Origin of the sequence: Niallia sp. FSL W8-0954 (genome assembly GCF_038005605.1) — a bacterium.
Classification (GTDB): Bacteria; Bacillota; Bacilli; order Bacillales; family Cytobacillaceae; genus Niallia; species Niallia circulans_A.
This window is the reverse complement of the sequence record NZ_JBBOTN010000001.1, coordinates 492,960-509,060: the sequence shown is the minus strand read 5'-3', so window position 1 is coordinate 509,060 and position 16,101 is coordinate 492,960. Positions and strand designations below refer to the sequence as shown.

The window sequence follows — 16,101 nt, the reverse complement described above, 5'->3', positions numbered from 1 at the left end:
TTATTTTTCACCCCATTATGAATAGTGAATAACATCTGCCACGATAACAAAAATACCTCCAATAATAAGCCATACTAATAATAATGGCCAGAAAAATTTTACCCATTCTTGATATTTAATTTTGGACACTGCCAAGCTTCCCATTAACATGGCAGACGTAGGAAGGATACAATTGGATAATCCGTCTCCTAGCTGATAAGCTAAAACAGCCGTTTGTCTTGTTACATCAATCAAATCGGCTAACGGCACCATAATCGGCATCGTCGTTGCTGCCAATCCTGTTCCAGAAGTAATAAAGACATTCATGATTGTTTGGAAGAAATACATTCCTAGTACTTGAATATAGCTAGGCATGTGATCAACCATTATTGCTAGCCCGTTCACAACAGAGTCAATAACATGGCCATCCTCTAAAACGATCACAATCCCTTTCGCTAATCCGACGATGAAAGCGCCAAAGGTTATATCTTTTGCACCAGCTACAAATTCACTGGCAATTTTACTAGGGCCATATTTAGACAGAAATCCTACTATAACACCAAGGGCTAGGAAAAATGCTGCTAATTCCTGCATCCACCAACCTTTTTCCGAAACACCCCAAATCAATAGACCAAAACCAGCTAATATTACCATGATAGTTAAATAGTGGCTTATCTTCATAGATGATAAGGATGATATATCTACATTATTATGACTTTCCTCTGCTTCCAGTTGAGCAACAATACTTGAAGATGGGTTCTTTTTCACCTTTTTCGCATAACGAATAATATAATAACTAGTGGCTATTAATAGAACAACAAGGATAATAGCACGTAACCACATACCAGAAAACATTGGAATTTCGGCAATTGACTGAGCAATCCCTACATTAAAGGGATTTAGTAATCCCGCTGTAAACCCTGCTGCTGCACCCAACATAACCATCGCTGTCCCTGTTAACGCATCATATCCTAATGCTCTAGCAATCGCGATTCCAATTGGAACAAACGCCATTACCTCTGCAGACATCCCTATCGTAAATCCGCCGAATGAAAACAAGGTCAAGAAAATGGGAATAATTACGAGGCCTCGATTCATAAAGGTTTTTCCGACTCTACCAGCAATCGCCTCAATTGTTCCAGTTGAATTAATAATTTGAAACACACCGCCAACAATAAAAATGAAAAAAACTGTATCACTTGCACTAACCAATCCTTGAACAACTGCTAACGGAAGATTAAATAGACTGATAGGATTCTGTTCAACATGATGATAAGAATCTTGAACAACAACGGTGTTACCTGAGCTTGCATCTTCAACTCGATCAAACTCTCCTGCTGGAAGAATATAGGTCAGAACTGCCGCAAATAATACCATCGTTAATATAATGACAAATGTATGGGGCATTTTTACTCTTTTTGGTCTCGACTGTTTAATGGAGTGCATCTGAGAGACTACTTTATTGGTTTTCAATATCTTCATCCTTTACCATTTTTTAATTTACTATTTTAGTATTTTGCTGCTTTTCCAATCTTCAAATTCACTGCGGATAGCCTGTAAATATTCACGATTGGAGCACACATCGTAAGCCGTCATAGCTAATGCTTTTGCTGCTTTATTTAACCCCTGCATACCTTCCTCTGAACCTGCTGCCTCTACAAACTCTGGTGTATGTGTGTTCGCTGAATCAGTAATTTTAATATAAGGATGAATGGTAGCTGTCACTTGGCCAACATTGCCAATATCAGAAGAGCCTATTCCCCCTTTTTTAGGTGGATCGCTTACTTCTTCATCTAGGTATTCCAAATTTTCTTTAAACATCTTGGCAAGTGCGTGATTATTATTCCTTTCCGCATAAATAAGTCCTTCTTCAATCTCTAATGCTGCACCTACTGCTTCTGCCGAATAGCGAGCGGCCGCATAGACCTTTTCTCGGACAATTTCGAGCTGCTCTACATTCTCTGCCCTTAATAAAAATTCAGCCTCACAATATGCTGGTACCACATTTGTCGCCTCTCCACCCTTTGTAATGATTCCATGGATTCTTACATCATCTTTAAAGAATTGACGTAAAGAATTGACTGCAACAAACGTATGAATTACCGCATCCAATGCACTTATTCCTAATTCAGGACTTGCAGCTGCATGAGCCGCCTTGCCATAGTATTTGAAAGTCGCATCTACACAAGCTAAGCCACCACGTAAAACCATCGATTTCTTATGGGGATGACACATCATTGCAACGTCAACTTGATCAAAAATGCCATCCTCTACCATCATAATTTTTCCACCGCCTAACTCTTCAGCAGGTGTTCCCAGTACAACAATTTTCCCTTGCAAATGAGGCACCGCCTCCTTTAACGCGATAGCCGCACCTACAGCAGATGTGCCAATGATATTATGTCCACAACCATGCCCTAATCCAGCCAATGCATCATATTCCGCAAGCAAGGCAATGGTTGGTCCTCCAGCTTCGCCTTCCCATGTTGCCCTAAATGATGTTTCCAGATTGGCAAGACCTGTTTCTATCATAAATCCAGCCTTTTTCAATGGTTCTGTAAGCCAGTTCATTGCTTGATATTCTTGGAAACTAACTTCTGGATTCTGATGGATTTTCAACGATAATTCTCGTAATTCCATATCCATTGCATCCACTTTATCGATAAGTGTCTGTTTTTCTTGAACACTTTTATTATGCATAAAATATACAACCTCCTAAATATTCTGACTAAACAATAATGTATATACCATTTTAATTCTCTTATTAAATTAAGTAAAATTAAGCTTTTTTTTATAATCTATAAAAATTTTTTATAGATTATACAGACAAAATTATGTATTTACTTTTATTTTTATACAAAATAAAACAAAAAAAGAGAATCTTAAAAGTTCTCCTCTTCTTCCTTGTTAGTACCATTAATCTATATTCATTACATATTGAACAAATGCTGCTACTGTGGCCAGACTCATCGATGCTTCACGATAATATATCCAGGTTCTTCTTTTCATTTCCTGACCATTTTTAAAAACTAGAGGACAAGAATATAAGTCATCACTCTTCTTCAGAAATACACTTGGGATAATGGCATATCCAAGTCCCTTTTTCACCATTTCCTTACAGGTTTCATAACTGTCAACTTGCATTGTTATCAATGGTGGATCACTAAACCTTTGATTCCACCAATACTCGATACTTTGCTCAAAGGGATTATAAGGACTTGTCTTATATTTAAGAAGCACTTTAGGCTCTTTTCGATTAATCATCGCCATTTGCGGAAGTTTGTGAATAGCAATTGGTTCGTTTGCAATAACACAGACATTTTCTTCATCAAGAAGATATTTAGCGTCCGGCCAATTATAATCTCCTCTAACAATCGCTACATCAATTTGCCCATCCACTAATAAATCCATCATTTCTGTACTAAATCCCGTATCTACATTTAATTGAACCTTCGGAAAATTTTTTCTATACTCTTTCAGAATAGCTGGAAGAGTATGCAATCCAAAGTGACTATTAACACCAATTTTCAAATGTCCAATCAGTTCATTTTCTATATTCAATAAAAACTCTTTTGTTTTGCGCAAATCATTCAGAATTCTTTTCGCATATTCTACCAAATATTCACCAGCTGGCGTCATTTTTATATACTTACCATTTTTCGAGAGAATTTCAACCTGAAACTCCTTTTCCAGCTGTTTAATACGATAGGTCAAAGCAGGCTGCGTCATAAACAGATGTTCCGCTGCTTTTGTTATATTTTGCTCTTTCTGTAAATAAATCAGCAGCAAGCAATCCTTCTCATTCATTTCGTACCCCCGCCCGTTTTTAAGATTATCTTCTATTTAAGCATACAGCATTCCTATTGACTAGATGCTAACAGCATATTGTTTTTCTAGAAACAACAGATTGATTCTTATAATAGGGAAACCAAATATGATAGAATGGATAAATGACTAAAATGAGTGTGAACACAGAGCTCTAAGGCTAATCAAACATCCATCATTTACTTTCAAAGTAACTTAGGAGTGTAACTTAAAATGAATAAAAAAGATATCGCAAACATCCGAAAACAATTCAAAATGAATAATGATCTACTTAGAATAACAGATATGTTTAATGTTTATGTCATGAAAGAATCAAGTGATATATTCCATTATCAAAGTCAGCCCTTTGGCATGCTTGATCAAGATCAACAAGAGTTATTTTTACATAACTTCAAGAAATTACTTGCCGGTAATTTGGATGAAAAGCTGTTTGAATTAAAGTTTCAAAGAGAAGCAGAAAATAATAGCCAGCTTATTTTACATAAAGGATTACTTAGCTCAGAAACAGAGGATTGGAAAGAGCAAATGCTACTGATGGTAGACAAGATGCTTAATAGCAGACAATATGACAAAGATATTGTCATCACATTTATTCGCGGGGAATATTTAAAGCCAAAGAAGCGCCGCAGTGAAGAGTCTGAAGAAAGTGACCGAGATACAGTTTTCTCTCATCCTTTCATTTTATGCAGTATCAACAACACCCAAGAGCCGAAAAAAGAATTGCTTTTTGATTATGTAGAGAAAGAATTTAAATACAATATTGTTGTTGACCCCATTATTAATCTGAATGCGCCAATGGGTGGATTTCTTTTCCCAAGCTTCACAGATAACGCAGCAGATGTTAATCATATTCTCTATGCTGCCGGCAAAATCCATGAGCCAGATTACCAATTTATCGAGGAAGTTCTCAACGGCGAGGAAATGATGACTGCTCAAGATGATAAAATTGTGTTTGAGGAAATCATTAAAGATGTGACTGGAGATCAATTGAGCACTTCTACTCTTTCGAATGTATACGAGGAAATTAACCGAATGATTGTCGAAAATGAAGAAGAAGAGGTTCCAAAATTAGACTCCAAAGACGTGGAACAAGTCTTAAAGATGAGCGGAGTAGAGGACATTAGTCCAGAAAAAGTCGAGTTTGCCTTCAAAAAAATTATTGATGATGATAAATATGAATTAAAAGCAAGTAATATCTTGCCAAAATTCACATCAAAATCGATTAAGATCAGCACCAAGATTGCTAACATTGCGATCAGCCCTCCTGACTTAAGATATGTGAAGCAAATCGAATTTAGCGGCAAACGCTACTTAATGATTGAAGTCGAAGAAGACACCGTAATCGAAGGATTTACAATGATTCCCGAAGCCTTCGGCGGAAATCCAGAAGAAGACTAAGATTCAAAGAGAGTGGGACATAAGTATTTCAACCAAATCTAACCCCCGAACAATAAAAAAATTCGTATAATTGTTTGGGTTTTTTATTTATTTTAAGAACGAAGGTTTGTGGTAATCACCCGCAGCCTGAATACACTTCGCTTTCCATGGGGCGAGCGCCAAGCCTCCTCGTTCTGAACTGCACCCCAATTGTTAGACACTATCTACAATTGAAGTGCTACCTGTCAAGTAGACAGTGGAAATAATAAAAATACCTTAAACGGCTTGATTCCTGAATTCTAAGGGACTCATGCCGTTTAATCTTTCTTGATAACGCTCTAAATTATAGAATGCAATATAGGAATGAATCGCTTCTTCAAGTGTCGCATATGTATCATATTTGTTCAGGTAGTATTTCTCAGATTTAAGCGTACCCCAAAAAGCCTCGATTGGTCCGTTATCAATACAACGTCCCACTCTGGACATACTATGCACCATTTCAGCATTATCTATTATTTGTTTAAAGAACTTTGAAGTATATTGATAGCCACGGTCACTATGTATTAGTGGATGCTCATCTTCTTTTAAACTTTGTATGGCCGGTACTATAGTTTGAAAGACAAGTTTGTTATTATTTGAATGTCCCAATATATAACTAATAATTGATTTGTCATATAGGTCAATAATGGCACTTAAATATGCCTTTTTACCATTACCATATTTTAATTCTGTAACATCAGTACACCATTTCTGATTTTGCTTTTCGGCATTAAAATCACGACTAAGTATATTCTCTGCAACATAATTAGAAGTAGATTTACGATATTTTTTTCGTTTTTGACGAATAACCGATTTCAATCGACACAATTTCATTAAACGATAAATACGTTTTTTATTAACCTTCGGCAAATTATTATTTTCACGATGACGATTGATAGTAAGTGTGATACGACGATACCCATAAATGCCAGTTACTTGCTTATAAAGTAACTTGATTGATTCTAGGAGTTGTTCATTCTCAACTTCTCTTTTGGATGGTTGACGTTTTAGCCATTTATAATAAGCAGCACGTGTAACACCAGCTATTTTACATAATAAAACGATAGATAGTGATCCATTCGTAGCTAATTCCTTGATTACGACATATCGGTTAGTATTACGAGTTTTGGTTAACGATGCCTCCTTTCTATTTCCTCTAACTTTTTTAAGAATAAATTTTCTGCACGTAATCGTTCATTTTCACGTTCTATCCGTTGGATTTCTAAACGTAGTTTAGCTTCATTACTTAATTCTTCTTCTGCTTTTGTATGGCCACGACGGTCTTGTAATCCTTGCACACCTTTTTCTTCATATTTCTTTACCCATTGATATACTTGTTGGTAAGAAACTTCATATTGTTCAGCTACAATTCTGTAGCTTTTCCCCTGAGCAATACAAGTTTGTACAATTTCAATACGCTCTTTTATCGTAGTCTTTCTTCCCTTAGTCATAGTTTGGCTCATTCCTTTACCCGAATCTTTTAATTCACTATGACTAGTATACTTTTTAATCCAATTTCTTAAAACGGTTGTACCTGAAAGTTTATATCGTCTAACGGTCTCTCTTAATGAGTATTTACCCGATATATAGTCTTGAACAGCTCCCAATTTTACTTCTTTAGAATAATTATTGTGGTTTGTTTGTCTTTCAAGACCGTCTTCTCCAAAAAATAGATAATTATTTTGCCAATCTTTGATTGTTCTAGTATTTACTTTATATAATTCTGAAACTTCGTTAAGAGTAAAATGGCTATTATTATAAAAATTTAAAATCTCTAATTTTTCTTCTTTAGAGTGACTATATTTTTTCATAAAAAAATCTCCCCAATAACTAAACAGATTTATTTTTTTAACCTGTCTACTTATTGGGGAGCATATCAAATAATTGGAGGTGCAGTTTTTTTGTCCAAATTTACTGCGGAAATGAAGCTACAAGCCGTAACTCGCTATTTAAGCGGAAAAGAAAGTTACAGAGAAATTGGAAAATCAATTGGAATAGATCACAAATCGATTGTTAAATGGGTAAGACAATACAACTACAATGGTGCAGAGGCATTGATGAAACGTTGTACAAGTTATACACAAATGTTTAAACTAGAAGTACTACAATATATGACTGAAAATGGTACTTCTCTATGTGAAACGGCAGCTATTTTTAATATCCCAGCGCATTCCACTCTAGCTGTTTGGAAAAGAAAGTTTGAAACACAAGGGATAGAGGCCCTTCAGTCACAGGAACAGGGGCGTCTATCCATGAAAAAAGATTCAAATAAACAAAGTTCTACTGATCGTTCTTTTGAAGCACTAGAAGATCGAATAAAACAACTGGAAATGGAAAATGAGTATTTAAAAAAGTTGAATGCCTTAGTTCAAAACAAGGAAAAATCACCAAACAAGACAAAGCACAAGTAGTCTATGAGTTAAGGCATAAGTATTCGGTGAAGTCACTCGTAAAACTCGCTGGCATTCCACGCAGCACCTATTATGATTTAGTAAAACGAATGAATCGACCTGATCCAGACACCGATATAAAAAGAGAAATCCAAGCCATTTATGAAGAACATCAAGGTCGTTACGGATACCGACGTATTCGGGATGAGCTAGTGAATCGTGGAAAAAAAGTAAATCATAAAAAGGTTCAACGAATCATGAAAGAGCTGGGTTTAAAATGTCTAGTGAGGATGAAAAAATATAAATCTTATAAAGGCACAGTCGGTAAAATTGCGCCAAATCATTTAGACCGTCAATTTAGTGCGGACGCACCAAATGAAAAATGGGTAACAGATATTACAGAATTCAAGTTATTTGGGGAAAAGCTGTATCTATCGCCTGTATTAGATTTATTTAATGGGGAAATTATTACGTATACCATCGGTTCTCGACCAACGTATTCATTAGTTTCGGACATGTTAGAAAAAGCATTAGAATCCTTACCAAAAAGGCATCAATTACTCATGCATTCCGACCAAGGTTGGCATTATCAAATGAAACAATATCGCAACTTGCTTCAAGCAAAAGGGATTAAACAGAGTATGTCACGTAAAGGGAACTGTTACGATAACTCTGTAATGGAAAACTTCTTTGGGATACTGAAGTCAGAACTCCTTTATTTTAAGGAATTTGAAAGTGTGAACCACTTTAAACTAGAATTAGAAAAATATATAGAATACTATAATAGAAAACGGTTAAAGGGAAAATTCAAAATGAGTCCGGTACAATACCGAACTCATTTTCAACAAGTTGCCTAATGAAATAACTGCGTCTAACTTTTAGGGGTCACTGCATTCTGCGGGGTCTTGGACTTTCTCGCAGCTCCCATAGGAGTCTACGTGTATTCAGTCTGCTCCATTTAGTTTCTTTTGAAAAAAAACTGGAACGAATTGGATTCACCACTAAATTAGAGATTGTTCGTCTTTATCCATTATTTATTTTGTTTTGTCCCACCCTCGATAAATCTAACTTACTGCTCTAGTCGCCGCTAACGCCTTTATTGACTAAGTTGTTTACTTTTATGGTTTTCGCGAATAATCCTGTATAAATAAGAATAGTCCCCACCATTACAATGAAGCCAATGTAGACAGACATCATTGTTGGAATTAAGAATGCCCCGATAATAATACTAGCTCTTGCAATTAAATCTGCTCCACTAAATGATAGGTTGGAAAAAGCAGAGTATGATCCACGTTTATCGCTTGGAATCATATTTGCCTGCTCTGCATTTCGAATCGGTGAATAAATTAATTCGCCCATCGTTGCTATCAAATTAAATAAAACGAGCATATACCACGTATTCGCCGAAGTAACAGTCACATATCCAATTCCATATATAATAAGACCTGTTATTAAAGCATTCTTTTTATTCATCTTATCTGTGAACCGATTAATAATGAAAGTAAAGCAGACTACGAGCAGCATATTTTCTATATTTAATATACTTAGCATTCGTACCCCAACAATTTCAAAACTCCCAATCCTAACTGCTTCAAAAGTTTCAGCAAGGCGAATCCCAATATAACTATTTAATGAAAATTCAGCTGCAAAAATAAAGGTGGAGCCTGTAACCACTTTTACAAAGGCTGTATCTTTAAATGCCACTTTATAATTGCTGATTAAGTCAACCAAGACATTCTTGTGCTTTTTCTGTAACTGATCTGTGAACTTGTCCTGCAGCCAAACCCCGTAAGCAATTGGAATCAATGTAGATGTGCAAGTCAGCATGATGAATAATTCTTTCTGATGATTCAAATATAAAAGTCCTCCAAGTGCTGCCCCAATAGCCATCGATAAATTAACAAGCCAGTAATCGAGTGCATAAATAGCTTTTCGATTTTCTGGTGTTGTGGAATCAATAATAATCGCATGCATTGCTGGTCGCCCTAGACTGCTTGTGATAATAAATCCAACGTATGCCAAAGCAAACAAAACAATTATTTTATTGGTCGGAAATAGACTGATCGTCATGATTAAAAAGAAGAGTGCATTCAGCCAGGATGTTATCATTAAAACCTTTTTTCTGGGAAAGCGGTCAGAAATATATCCTCCCACTAAATTGATCAGAAATCCAATAACCACTGTACTGATCAAAAATAAGCCTGCCCAAATTTTGTTTAATTCCTGTGCAAAGAACAAAGCCATAAATGGCATAACTGCTGATGATACCGCCCGATTAAAGAAAGAGGTAATCATCCTAACTTTGATATTTCTCGGTAATTCCTTCCATTTCATGTTGTCTCCCCCTTGTTATTACTGTATATTAAACTAGACGAATAATTCTAAAAATAGACAATTAATAAAACAATGTCCCCTTTTAGGAGGAAAAAGAATGGATAACAAATTACTTACACTTTGGAGATATTATCCTTCTGGCAGTATTCGAATGGAGGAAATTTCTGAAACCTTGCAATTGAGCTCGAAACAAACAACACGTTATTTAAAAAAATGGATGGAAGAAGGCTGGCTATCGTTTACACCCGGACGAGGACGCGGAAACATCTCAACTTTGTTATGGAAAAAAGAGGTAGAAACTTCTTACGAGGAAGAAGTTTTAAAGCGAATTGATCTTGAACCAGTAGAACAAACAAGCAAATACTTAATGTATGATTGGTCCACAAACAGTAAAATGAGATTAATGAATAAATTTCACACAAAACTTGGCTTTGTCCAAGAGTCAAATGATAAATTAATCGTACCAAAAAGATATCCTTTCCATTCCGTCCATCCGCTTGAGGCTGGAGATGTCTTCAGTGCGCATTTAGTGGCAAATGTGTTTAATCGGCTTGTCACTCATACAGAAGATGGAAAAGTATTACCTGAAATTGCCCATAGTTGGGACAGCACTCCTACTACATTAAGACTCTATTTAAAAAAAGACATTAAATTTCATGACGGTTCTGTTTTGACAGCAAATGATGTGGCCGAATGCCTTGAAAAACTTCGAACACATGCTTATTACAAAGATTTATGGACACCTATCGAAAGAATAGAAGTAAAGTCTCCACTCATACTTGATATTGTCCATCCCAATGGATGTAGCTATATCCTTCCTATGCTTAGTATGATGTGTGCAAGTATCTATAGAGAGACCAATGAAAAGATATTGGGGACTGGTTACTTTATCCTTCAACAAAACAATGATAAAAAAACAACTTTAACTGCTTTTCAAGATCATTTTCGAGAGAGACCATTAATTGATGTAGTAGAATTTATTCAAGTACCTGAGGATTTTAAAGGAATCTATCATTCTCCTATGAAAGAGAATACCTCCTCCTCTTTCGAAGTAGAAAGCGACTCGGGGTTTGGTATTATCGTAATGAACTCATGTAGGAATTCTGCTATTAAACAGAAGGAAGTAAGAAATTACCTTCATTGGATTATCGCTAAATATCGTCATACTATTGGCGACCTAAGTCCAAGACTAACACCGAATGATAAGAGTGTAATAGTTGGCCAAAATCAACAACTAACTATTTCTGAATCAGAACGGCCCATATTTACTAAACCAATTGTGATAAGAGGTGCCAGACATACTGCTAATACTACACAATGGCTTGCAGAAATATTTGCAAAAGAAAACATCCCTACAGATATTCAATGGTTTTCCTTTGCTGATATATTAACAAAGCATCCTGAGACATTAGACGTAGATCTTTTTATACATGGAGAAGTTTTTGAATTCAATCAAGATTTTTCCTTTTACCACTTTTTAATGAATGGGTTTTCCCCACTTTCTCAAATGATAGCAAACAATGAAACACTTACAAACTTAATGGATAAATATAAGGAAATACCATTTGAACAATGGACAGCTTTAAATCTAGAAATCGAAAAAGAATTGATTAATCAATCGATTATGATTCCCCTTTATTATCAAAAGCGGTATATTCCATTTTCAACCGATATAAGCAATATTAAAATTAGCCATTTTGGCTATGTGGATTTTTCAAAAGTGTGGGTTCGGCCGAAGGAATGAGTGGTATAGGAAAGAGACATTCTCAGGATTTTTTAGTACTTCTCTTTATTAACTAAGTAAAAACAACACATAGAGTTCCAAAAGATAAGGCAATATAAAAAGACGAAACTGCTGGACTCTATGGAAAGGAACTAAACAGATGAAGATTCGCTTTGGCTATGTGGCAAATGCACTAGGATTATGGGATGCAAGTCCTTCAAAGGCTTTAACCTTCTCTCGATATTCAGCACTCCCTAAACAGGAAGCCACAGAAAAGCTACTAGCTGTTACAGCTCAAAATTTAAAAAATACAAAAAGAATTCTCTACTATAATGCTGCCAATGAAATTCCATTGTACCGCTTATCCAGTTCGTTAGTGCCCTTAGCAACGCATCCAGATGTAGACTGGGATTTCATAACTCCTTTTCAAGAACAGTGGAGAGAACTTGGCCAATTAGTTAAACAATTTAAGCTGCGGGTTAGCTTTCACCCCAACCAATTTACGCTTTTTACTAGCCCTAGGGAAGAAGTAACCATAAATGCAATAAAAGATATGACCTTCCATTATAAAATGCTAGAAGCTATGGACGCCCTTGATACCAGTCTTATTAATATTCATATTGGCGGAGCCTATGGTGATAAAGATACTTCTTTGCAGAGATTCCAGCAAAACATCCAGCAACTTCCTATGGTAATTAAGAACCAGATGACCCTTGAAAATGATGATAAAACATATAATGTGAGAGAAACACTGATAACCTGTGAGCAGGAAAACATTCCCATGATTCTTGATTATCATCACCATATGGCCAATAAAGAAGATATTGACTTAGCTCTTTATTTGGAGCGCATTTTTAAAACGTGGAAAAATCATAGAATGGTTCCTAAAGTCCATATTTCCTCCCCGAAATCCACTCTGGCCTTCCGTTCTCATGCTGACTTTGTCTCATTTGATTTTGTACTTCCCTTTTTAAAAATGGCTAAAAATCTTAATCAAGATTTCGACATTATGATAGAAGCAAAACAAAAAAATCTTGCTATGTTTAAGCTTATCGAAGATATTACATCTATTAGAGGAGTAAAGAGAATTTCTGGTGGAACAATAGAATGGTAGTAATGTTTCTCTACATTTAAAGCTAACGAGGTGTAATGGATGACTATTGTTCGACTTGGATATGTCGCAATGAGCATGATGGTAAAAAACGCATCTCCTTCAAGGACGATGACATTTGCCCAGTTTCAAAAAATAGATGACCGGGAAGCAGGTCTTCGTAAGTTGGAACGGATCGCCTTGCAAAATCTACATAATACGCTTAGGCTCCTAAAACATACTGCTGCTTCTGATATCCATTTTTATCGACTTACTTCAAGGCTTATCCCATTAGCCAATCACGAAGAACTTCTTGATTGGGATTATATGAAACCTTTAAATGAGCCTTTAAAGGAAATAGGTGAATTTGCCAGAAAGCATCAGATTAGGATTGATTTTCATCCTGATCACTTTGTTCTCCTTAATTCCAATCAGAAACATATATGGAAGAACTCAATTAAAACTTTAAGATTACACTATTTATTATTAAAGGGAATGGGAATGGATACAACTCATCGCTGTGTTATGCATGTGGGAGGAAATTATAAAGATACCGAGAAATCATTGGAACAATTTATTGATAATTGGATGCTAGTCCCAAACTCTATTCAAAATATGATAATGCTTGAAAATGATGATACCTCTTTCACATTGGAAGATACTCTTTACTTATGCGAGAAATTAGGGATTCCGCTTGTGTTTGATTATCATCACCATCTCGCCCATCATCATAATCCCAATTGGGAAGATAACTGGAGTCGCATTCTTCAAACATGGAGTACATCTCCATTACCAATTAAAATGCATATTTCGAGTCCCAAAGATGAAAAGCATTTCCGTCATCATGCCGATTATATTGATATAGGTATGTTTTTCGATTTCCTAAACCGTATAAAAGGAAGCATCCCTGTTATCGATTGCATGATAGAAGCTAAAAAGAAGGATGAGGCACTTTTTAAACTAATAGAGGAAGTAACCCACAGAAAGGATGTTGATATAATTGATGGCTCCTCTTTCCGTCTAAAGTAAAGGAAAGAGGAGCCTATTTAGTTCATTAATCGTCTAATGATAACTCTTGTGCAGGTTTGCCATTCCTATTTAAAATTCGAATAACATCAGGCTGGACTTGAAGAAATGCATAATTCGGATCCCTTGGACCTTCGAACCATTGCTGAAACGACTCATCCCAAAACCGCTTTTTCATTTCTTCAGAATTATTAATAGAGCATGTTCCTGATATTTCAACATAAGAATCGCTTTGTCCCTTTTCTTCATAGCCTAACAACACAGAAACATAAGGATTTTTCTCTATCTCTTCCACCTTTTCTGTATCCATTTGAGTAGGCGAGTATAAGGTTAAATCTTCATGGTAAAACGTCATATACCGTGAATGGGGTTTATTATTTTCAACGGATGAAAGTACTCCTGTTCGATGACCTGAAATAATGTTAATAACTTGATTCTTTAAATTTTGATTTGTCATATTCTGTTTTGCTCCTCTAATTACGGCTATTTTATTTATGTGCTCTTACTGTTCTAAACGATTCAATTCCTGAATGCATTCTTGCACCAGGGTAACTCCTTGGCTCATGGTCGCTCCCCCGCCAAATGCAGCAGTTACGCCTACTGCTTCTAAAATTTCCTGTTCGGAACATCCTTGATCCAAGCATCCCTTTGTATGATAGATGATACAATACTCATCTTGAGCATGAAGACTAATCCCTAAAGCTATTAATTGCTTTTGTTTTTGTGTTAAGGCACCTTCCTCAAAGCAGGCTTCTGTAAAAGCATTATATCTACTTGCAAACTCAGGCATTTTTTGTGTAAAATCCCCTATCCCCTTTTTAAACGATAACAGGGTAGATTCTATTGAATTGCTAGTTTCCATTTCCAAACACTCCTTTTAATTAAGCTGTACAACAAATTTATTATAAGTAAACTTCAATCGAATTAATTATCCCTTATTCATTTCCCATAACTTCCATAAAAAGTGATACATAACTGGTGATTAGGAAGGGAAAAATGGCATTATATTCAATGTAGAAGGTGAGTGAATGGAACTGTATAATGAAAATCATGCCTATCAAGCTGGGGACATCGTTTATGTTTTTTACCGGAACCCGCATACCCAAGATGTAGCGAATATCCAAGCAGCTGCTGTTGTAAAAAATCCAGACAATTCCAATGAATTATCTTTATTTCTATACGAAAATTACTACCCTCTCTCAAATGAAGTTGCTGTATATACTACAGAAGCAGAAGCTCAAGAAGCCTACTATTATTATTATGGAGATGTTTCGGAAGGGAGATTGGAATGATTAAACCCTTCACTCCAAAGCTTGTCTATTTTGAACCGGAAGCATTAGAGTATCCCTTAGGGAAAGAACTGCTGGAGAAATTCAAAAAGATGGATGTAGAGATTCGCTATACCACTTCCCATAATCAAGTTAGAAATCTTCCTGGCGACAATGATTTTCAACGTTACCGAGTGGCAAAGTCAACGCTTGTTGTCGGCATTCGCAAAACACTCAAGTTTGATACATCTAAGCCCTCTGCCGAATATGCCATTCCTTTTGCTACCGGCTGTATGGGACATTGTCATTATTGCTATTTGCAAACAACGATGGGAAGCAAGCCATACATCCGCACCTATGTAAATGTCGAGGAAATTTTAGAAGCCGCCGATAACTATATGAAAGAACGCGCTCCAGAATTTACACGTTTCGAAGCATCCTGTACATCTGATATCGTTGGAATCGATCATTTAACCCACACGCTTAAACATGCAATTGAACACTTCGGGGAATCGGAGTACGGCAAACTGCGATTTGTCACAAAATTCCATCATGTTGACCACTTGCTTGATGCGAAGCACAATGGAAAAACCCGCTTTCGTTTTAGTGTAAATGCAGATTACGTCATCAAAAACTTCGAGCCTGGGACATCTCCTTTGGAAAAGAGAATAGAGGCTGCTGGAAAAGTCGCCAGAGCCGGCTATCCACTAGGATTTATCGTGGCACCCATTTACCTCCATGAAGGATGGGAAGAAGGCTATCTGCATATGTTTGAACGCCTAGAAGCTGAGCTGCCTCCAGAAGCAAAGAAGGATTTAACATTTGAGTTTATCCAGCACCGCTTTACAAAACCTGCTAAAAGGGTAATCCAAAAAAATTATCCAATGACTAAATTAGAGCTGGATGAAGAAAAGCGCAGATATAAATGGGGAAAATACGGAATAGGAAAATATATTTATCAAAAAGAAGAAGAAGCAGACATAAAAGATCACCTACATTCTTATATGAAAAAATTTTTCCCTGATGCTAAACTAGAGTATTTTACGTAAA

The 16,101-nt window shown here is 36.1% G+C and carries 14 protein-coding genes; 7 read left to right on the top strand and 7 right to left on the bottom strand.

What is annotated here, in order from left to right; translation table 11 throughout:
- Positions 1 to 15: 15 nt before the first annotated feature.
- From NX902_RS02620 to NX902_RS02610, 3 genes are all read right to left on the bottom strand, one after another.
- The gene (locus NX902_RS02620) at positions 16 to 1,425 is read right to left on the bottom strand and encodes a YfcC family protein (RefSeq protein ID WP_123260927.1); all 1,410 of its coding nucleotides are present in this window, start codon (positions 1,423 to 1,425) and stop codon (positions 16 to 18) included.
- Between the two features lie 57 nt (positions 1,426 to 1,482).
- On the bottom strand, positions 1,483 to 2,679 hold the full coding sequence (locus NX902_RS02615; protein WP_095333009.1) for a M20 family metallopeptidase: 1,197 nt from the start codon (positions 2,677 to 2,679) through the stop codon (positions 1,483 to 1,485).
- 216 nt (positions 2,680 to 2,895) lie between these two features.
- A complete protein-coding gene (locus tag NX902_RS02610) occupies positions 2,896 to 3,786 on the bottom strand; it encodes a LysR family transcriptional regulator (protein WP_095333007.1) in 891 nt (296 codons plus the stop codon).
- 231 nt (positions 3,787 to 4,017) lie between these two features.
- Between NX902_RS02610 and NX902_RS02605 the strand changes: the two genes are divergently transcribed.
- On the top strand, positions 4,018 to 5,202 hold the full coding sequence (locus tag NX902_RS02605; protein WP_095333005.1) for a DUF4317 domain-containing protein: 1,185 nt from the start codon (positions 4,018 to 4,020) through the stop codon (positions 5,200 to 5,202).
- 255 nt (positions 5,203 to 5,457) lie between these two features.
- Here the strand turns inward: NX902_RS02605 and NX902_RS02600 are convergent.
- Positions 5,458 to 7,031 (bottom strand): IS3 family transposase gene (locus NX902_RS02600; RefSeq protein ID WP_341160533.1). Its coding sequence is split into 2 segments (ribosomal slippage): positions 5,458 to 6,389 and positions 6,389 to 7,031, totalling 1,575 coding nucleotides; the frame shifts between segments, so codons are not numbered across the junction.
- Between the two features lie 90 nt (positions 7,032 to 7,121).
- On the opposite strand from NX902_RS02600, the gene NX902_RS02595 reads away from it, so the two are divergent.
- Positions 7,122 to 8,467, top strand: a protein-coding gene (locus NX902_RS02595; RefSeq protein WP_095334233.1) for an IS3 family transposase whose coding sequence is annotated in 2 segments (ribosomal slippage) — positions 7,122 to 7,566 and positions 7,566 to 8,467 — 1,347 coding nt in all. Because the reading frame shifts where the segments join, the coding sequence is not laid out codon by codon here.
- 220 nt (positions 8,468 to 8,687) lie between these two features.
- On the opposite strand, the gene NX902_RS02590 is transcribed toward NX902_RS02595, so the two are convergent.
- Entirely contained in the window at positions 8,688 to 9,944 is a 1,257-nt protein-coding gene (locus tag NX902_RS02590; protein WP_095332998.1) for an MDR family MFS transporter, read from the bottom strand.
- A 97-nt stretch (positions 9,945 to 10,041) separates the two neighbouring features.
- On the opposite strand from NX902_RS02590, the gene NX902_RS02585 reads away from it, so the two are divergent.
- From NX902_RS02585 to uvsE (NX902_RS02575), 3 genes are all read left to right on the top strand, one after another.
- Positions 10,042 to 11,688: an ABC transporter substrate-binding protein gene (locus NX902_RS02585; RefSeq protein ID WP_341160532.1), complete on the top strand. Its 1,647-nt coding sequence runs from the start codon at positions 10,042 to 10,044 to the stop codon at positions 11,686 to 11,688.
- A gap of 139 nt (positions 11,689 to 11,827) precedes the next feature.
- Complete coding sequence (gene uvsE, locus NX902_RS02580; RefSeq protein ID WP_341160531.1) at positions 11,828 to 12,781, top strand: UV DNA damage repair endonuclease UvsE; 954 nt, start codon at positions 11,828 to 11,830, stop codon at positions 12,779 to 12,781.
- 39 nt (positions 12,782 to 12,820) lie between these two features.
- Complete coding sequence (gene uvsE, locus NX902_RS02575; RefSeq protein ID WP_171509264.1) at positions 12,821 to 13,786, top strand: UV DNA damage repair endonuclease UvsE; 966 nt, start codon at positions 12,821 to 12,823, stop codon at positions 13,784 to 13,786.
- A 25-nt stretch (positions 13,787 to 13,811) separates the two neighbouring features.
- Here uvsE (NX902_RS02575) and NX902_RS02570 read toward each other — a convergent pair whose 3' ends face one another.
- Together NX902_RS02570 and NX902_RS02565 are read right to left on the bottom strand one after the other, a co-directional pair.
- On the bottom strand, positions 13,812 to 14,240 hold the full coding sequence (locus NX902_RS02570) for a pyridoxamine 5'-phosphate oxidase family protein (protein ID WP_171509263.1): 429 nt from the start codon (positions 14,238 to 14,240) through the stop codon (positions 13,812 to 13,814).
- 45 nt (positions 14,241 to 14,285) lie between these two features.
- Positions 14,286 to 14,651 carry a carboxymuconolactone decarboxylase family protein gene (locus NX902_RS02565; protein ID WP_275068564.1) on the bottom strand — a complete coding sequence of 122 codons (366 nt, stop codon included), beginning with the start codon at positions 14,649 to 14,651 and terminating at the stop codon, positions 14,286 to 14,288.
- Between the two features lie 160 nt (positions 14,652 to 14,811).
- Here NX902_RS02565 and NX902_RS02560 point away from each other — a divergent pair, with 160 nt between their 5' ends.
- Positions 14,812 to 15,075 (top strand): transcriptional regulator SplA domain-containing protein, encoded by a 264-nt coding sequence (locus tag NX902_RS02560; RefSeq protein ID WP_123258819.1) that lies wholly within the window; start codon positions 14,812 to 14,814, stop codon positions 15,073 to 15,075.
- Complete coding sequence (gene splB / locus NX902_RS02555) at positions 15,072 to 16,100, top strand: spore photoproduct lyase (RefSeq protein WP_123258818.1); 1,029 nt, start codon at positions 15,072 to 15,074, stop codon at positions 16,098 to 16,100. The genes NX902_RS02560 and splB overlap by 4 nt, the downstream gene beginning before the upstream one ends.
- Position 16,101: the final 1 nt, after the last annotated feature.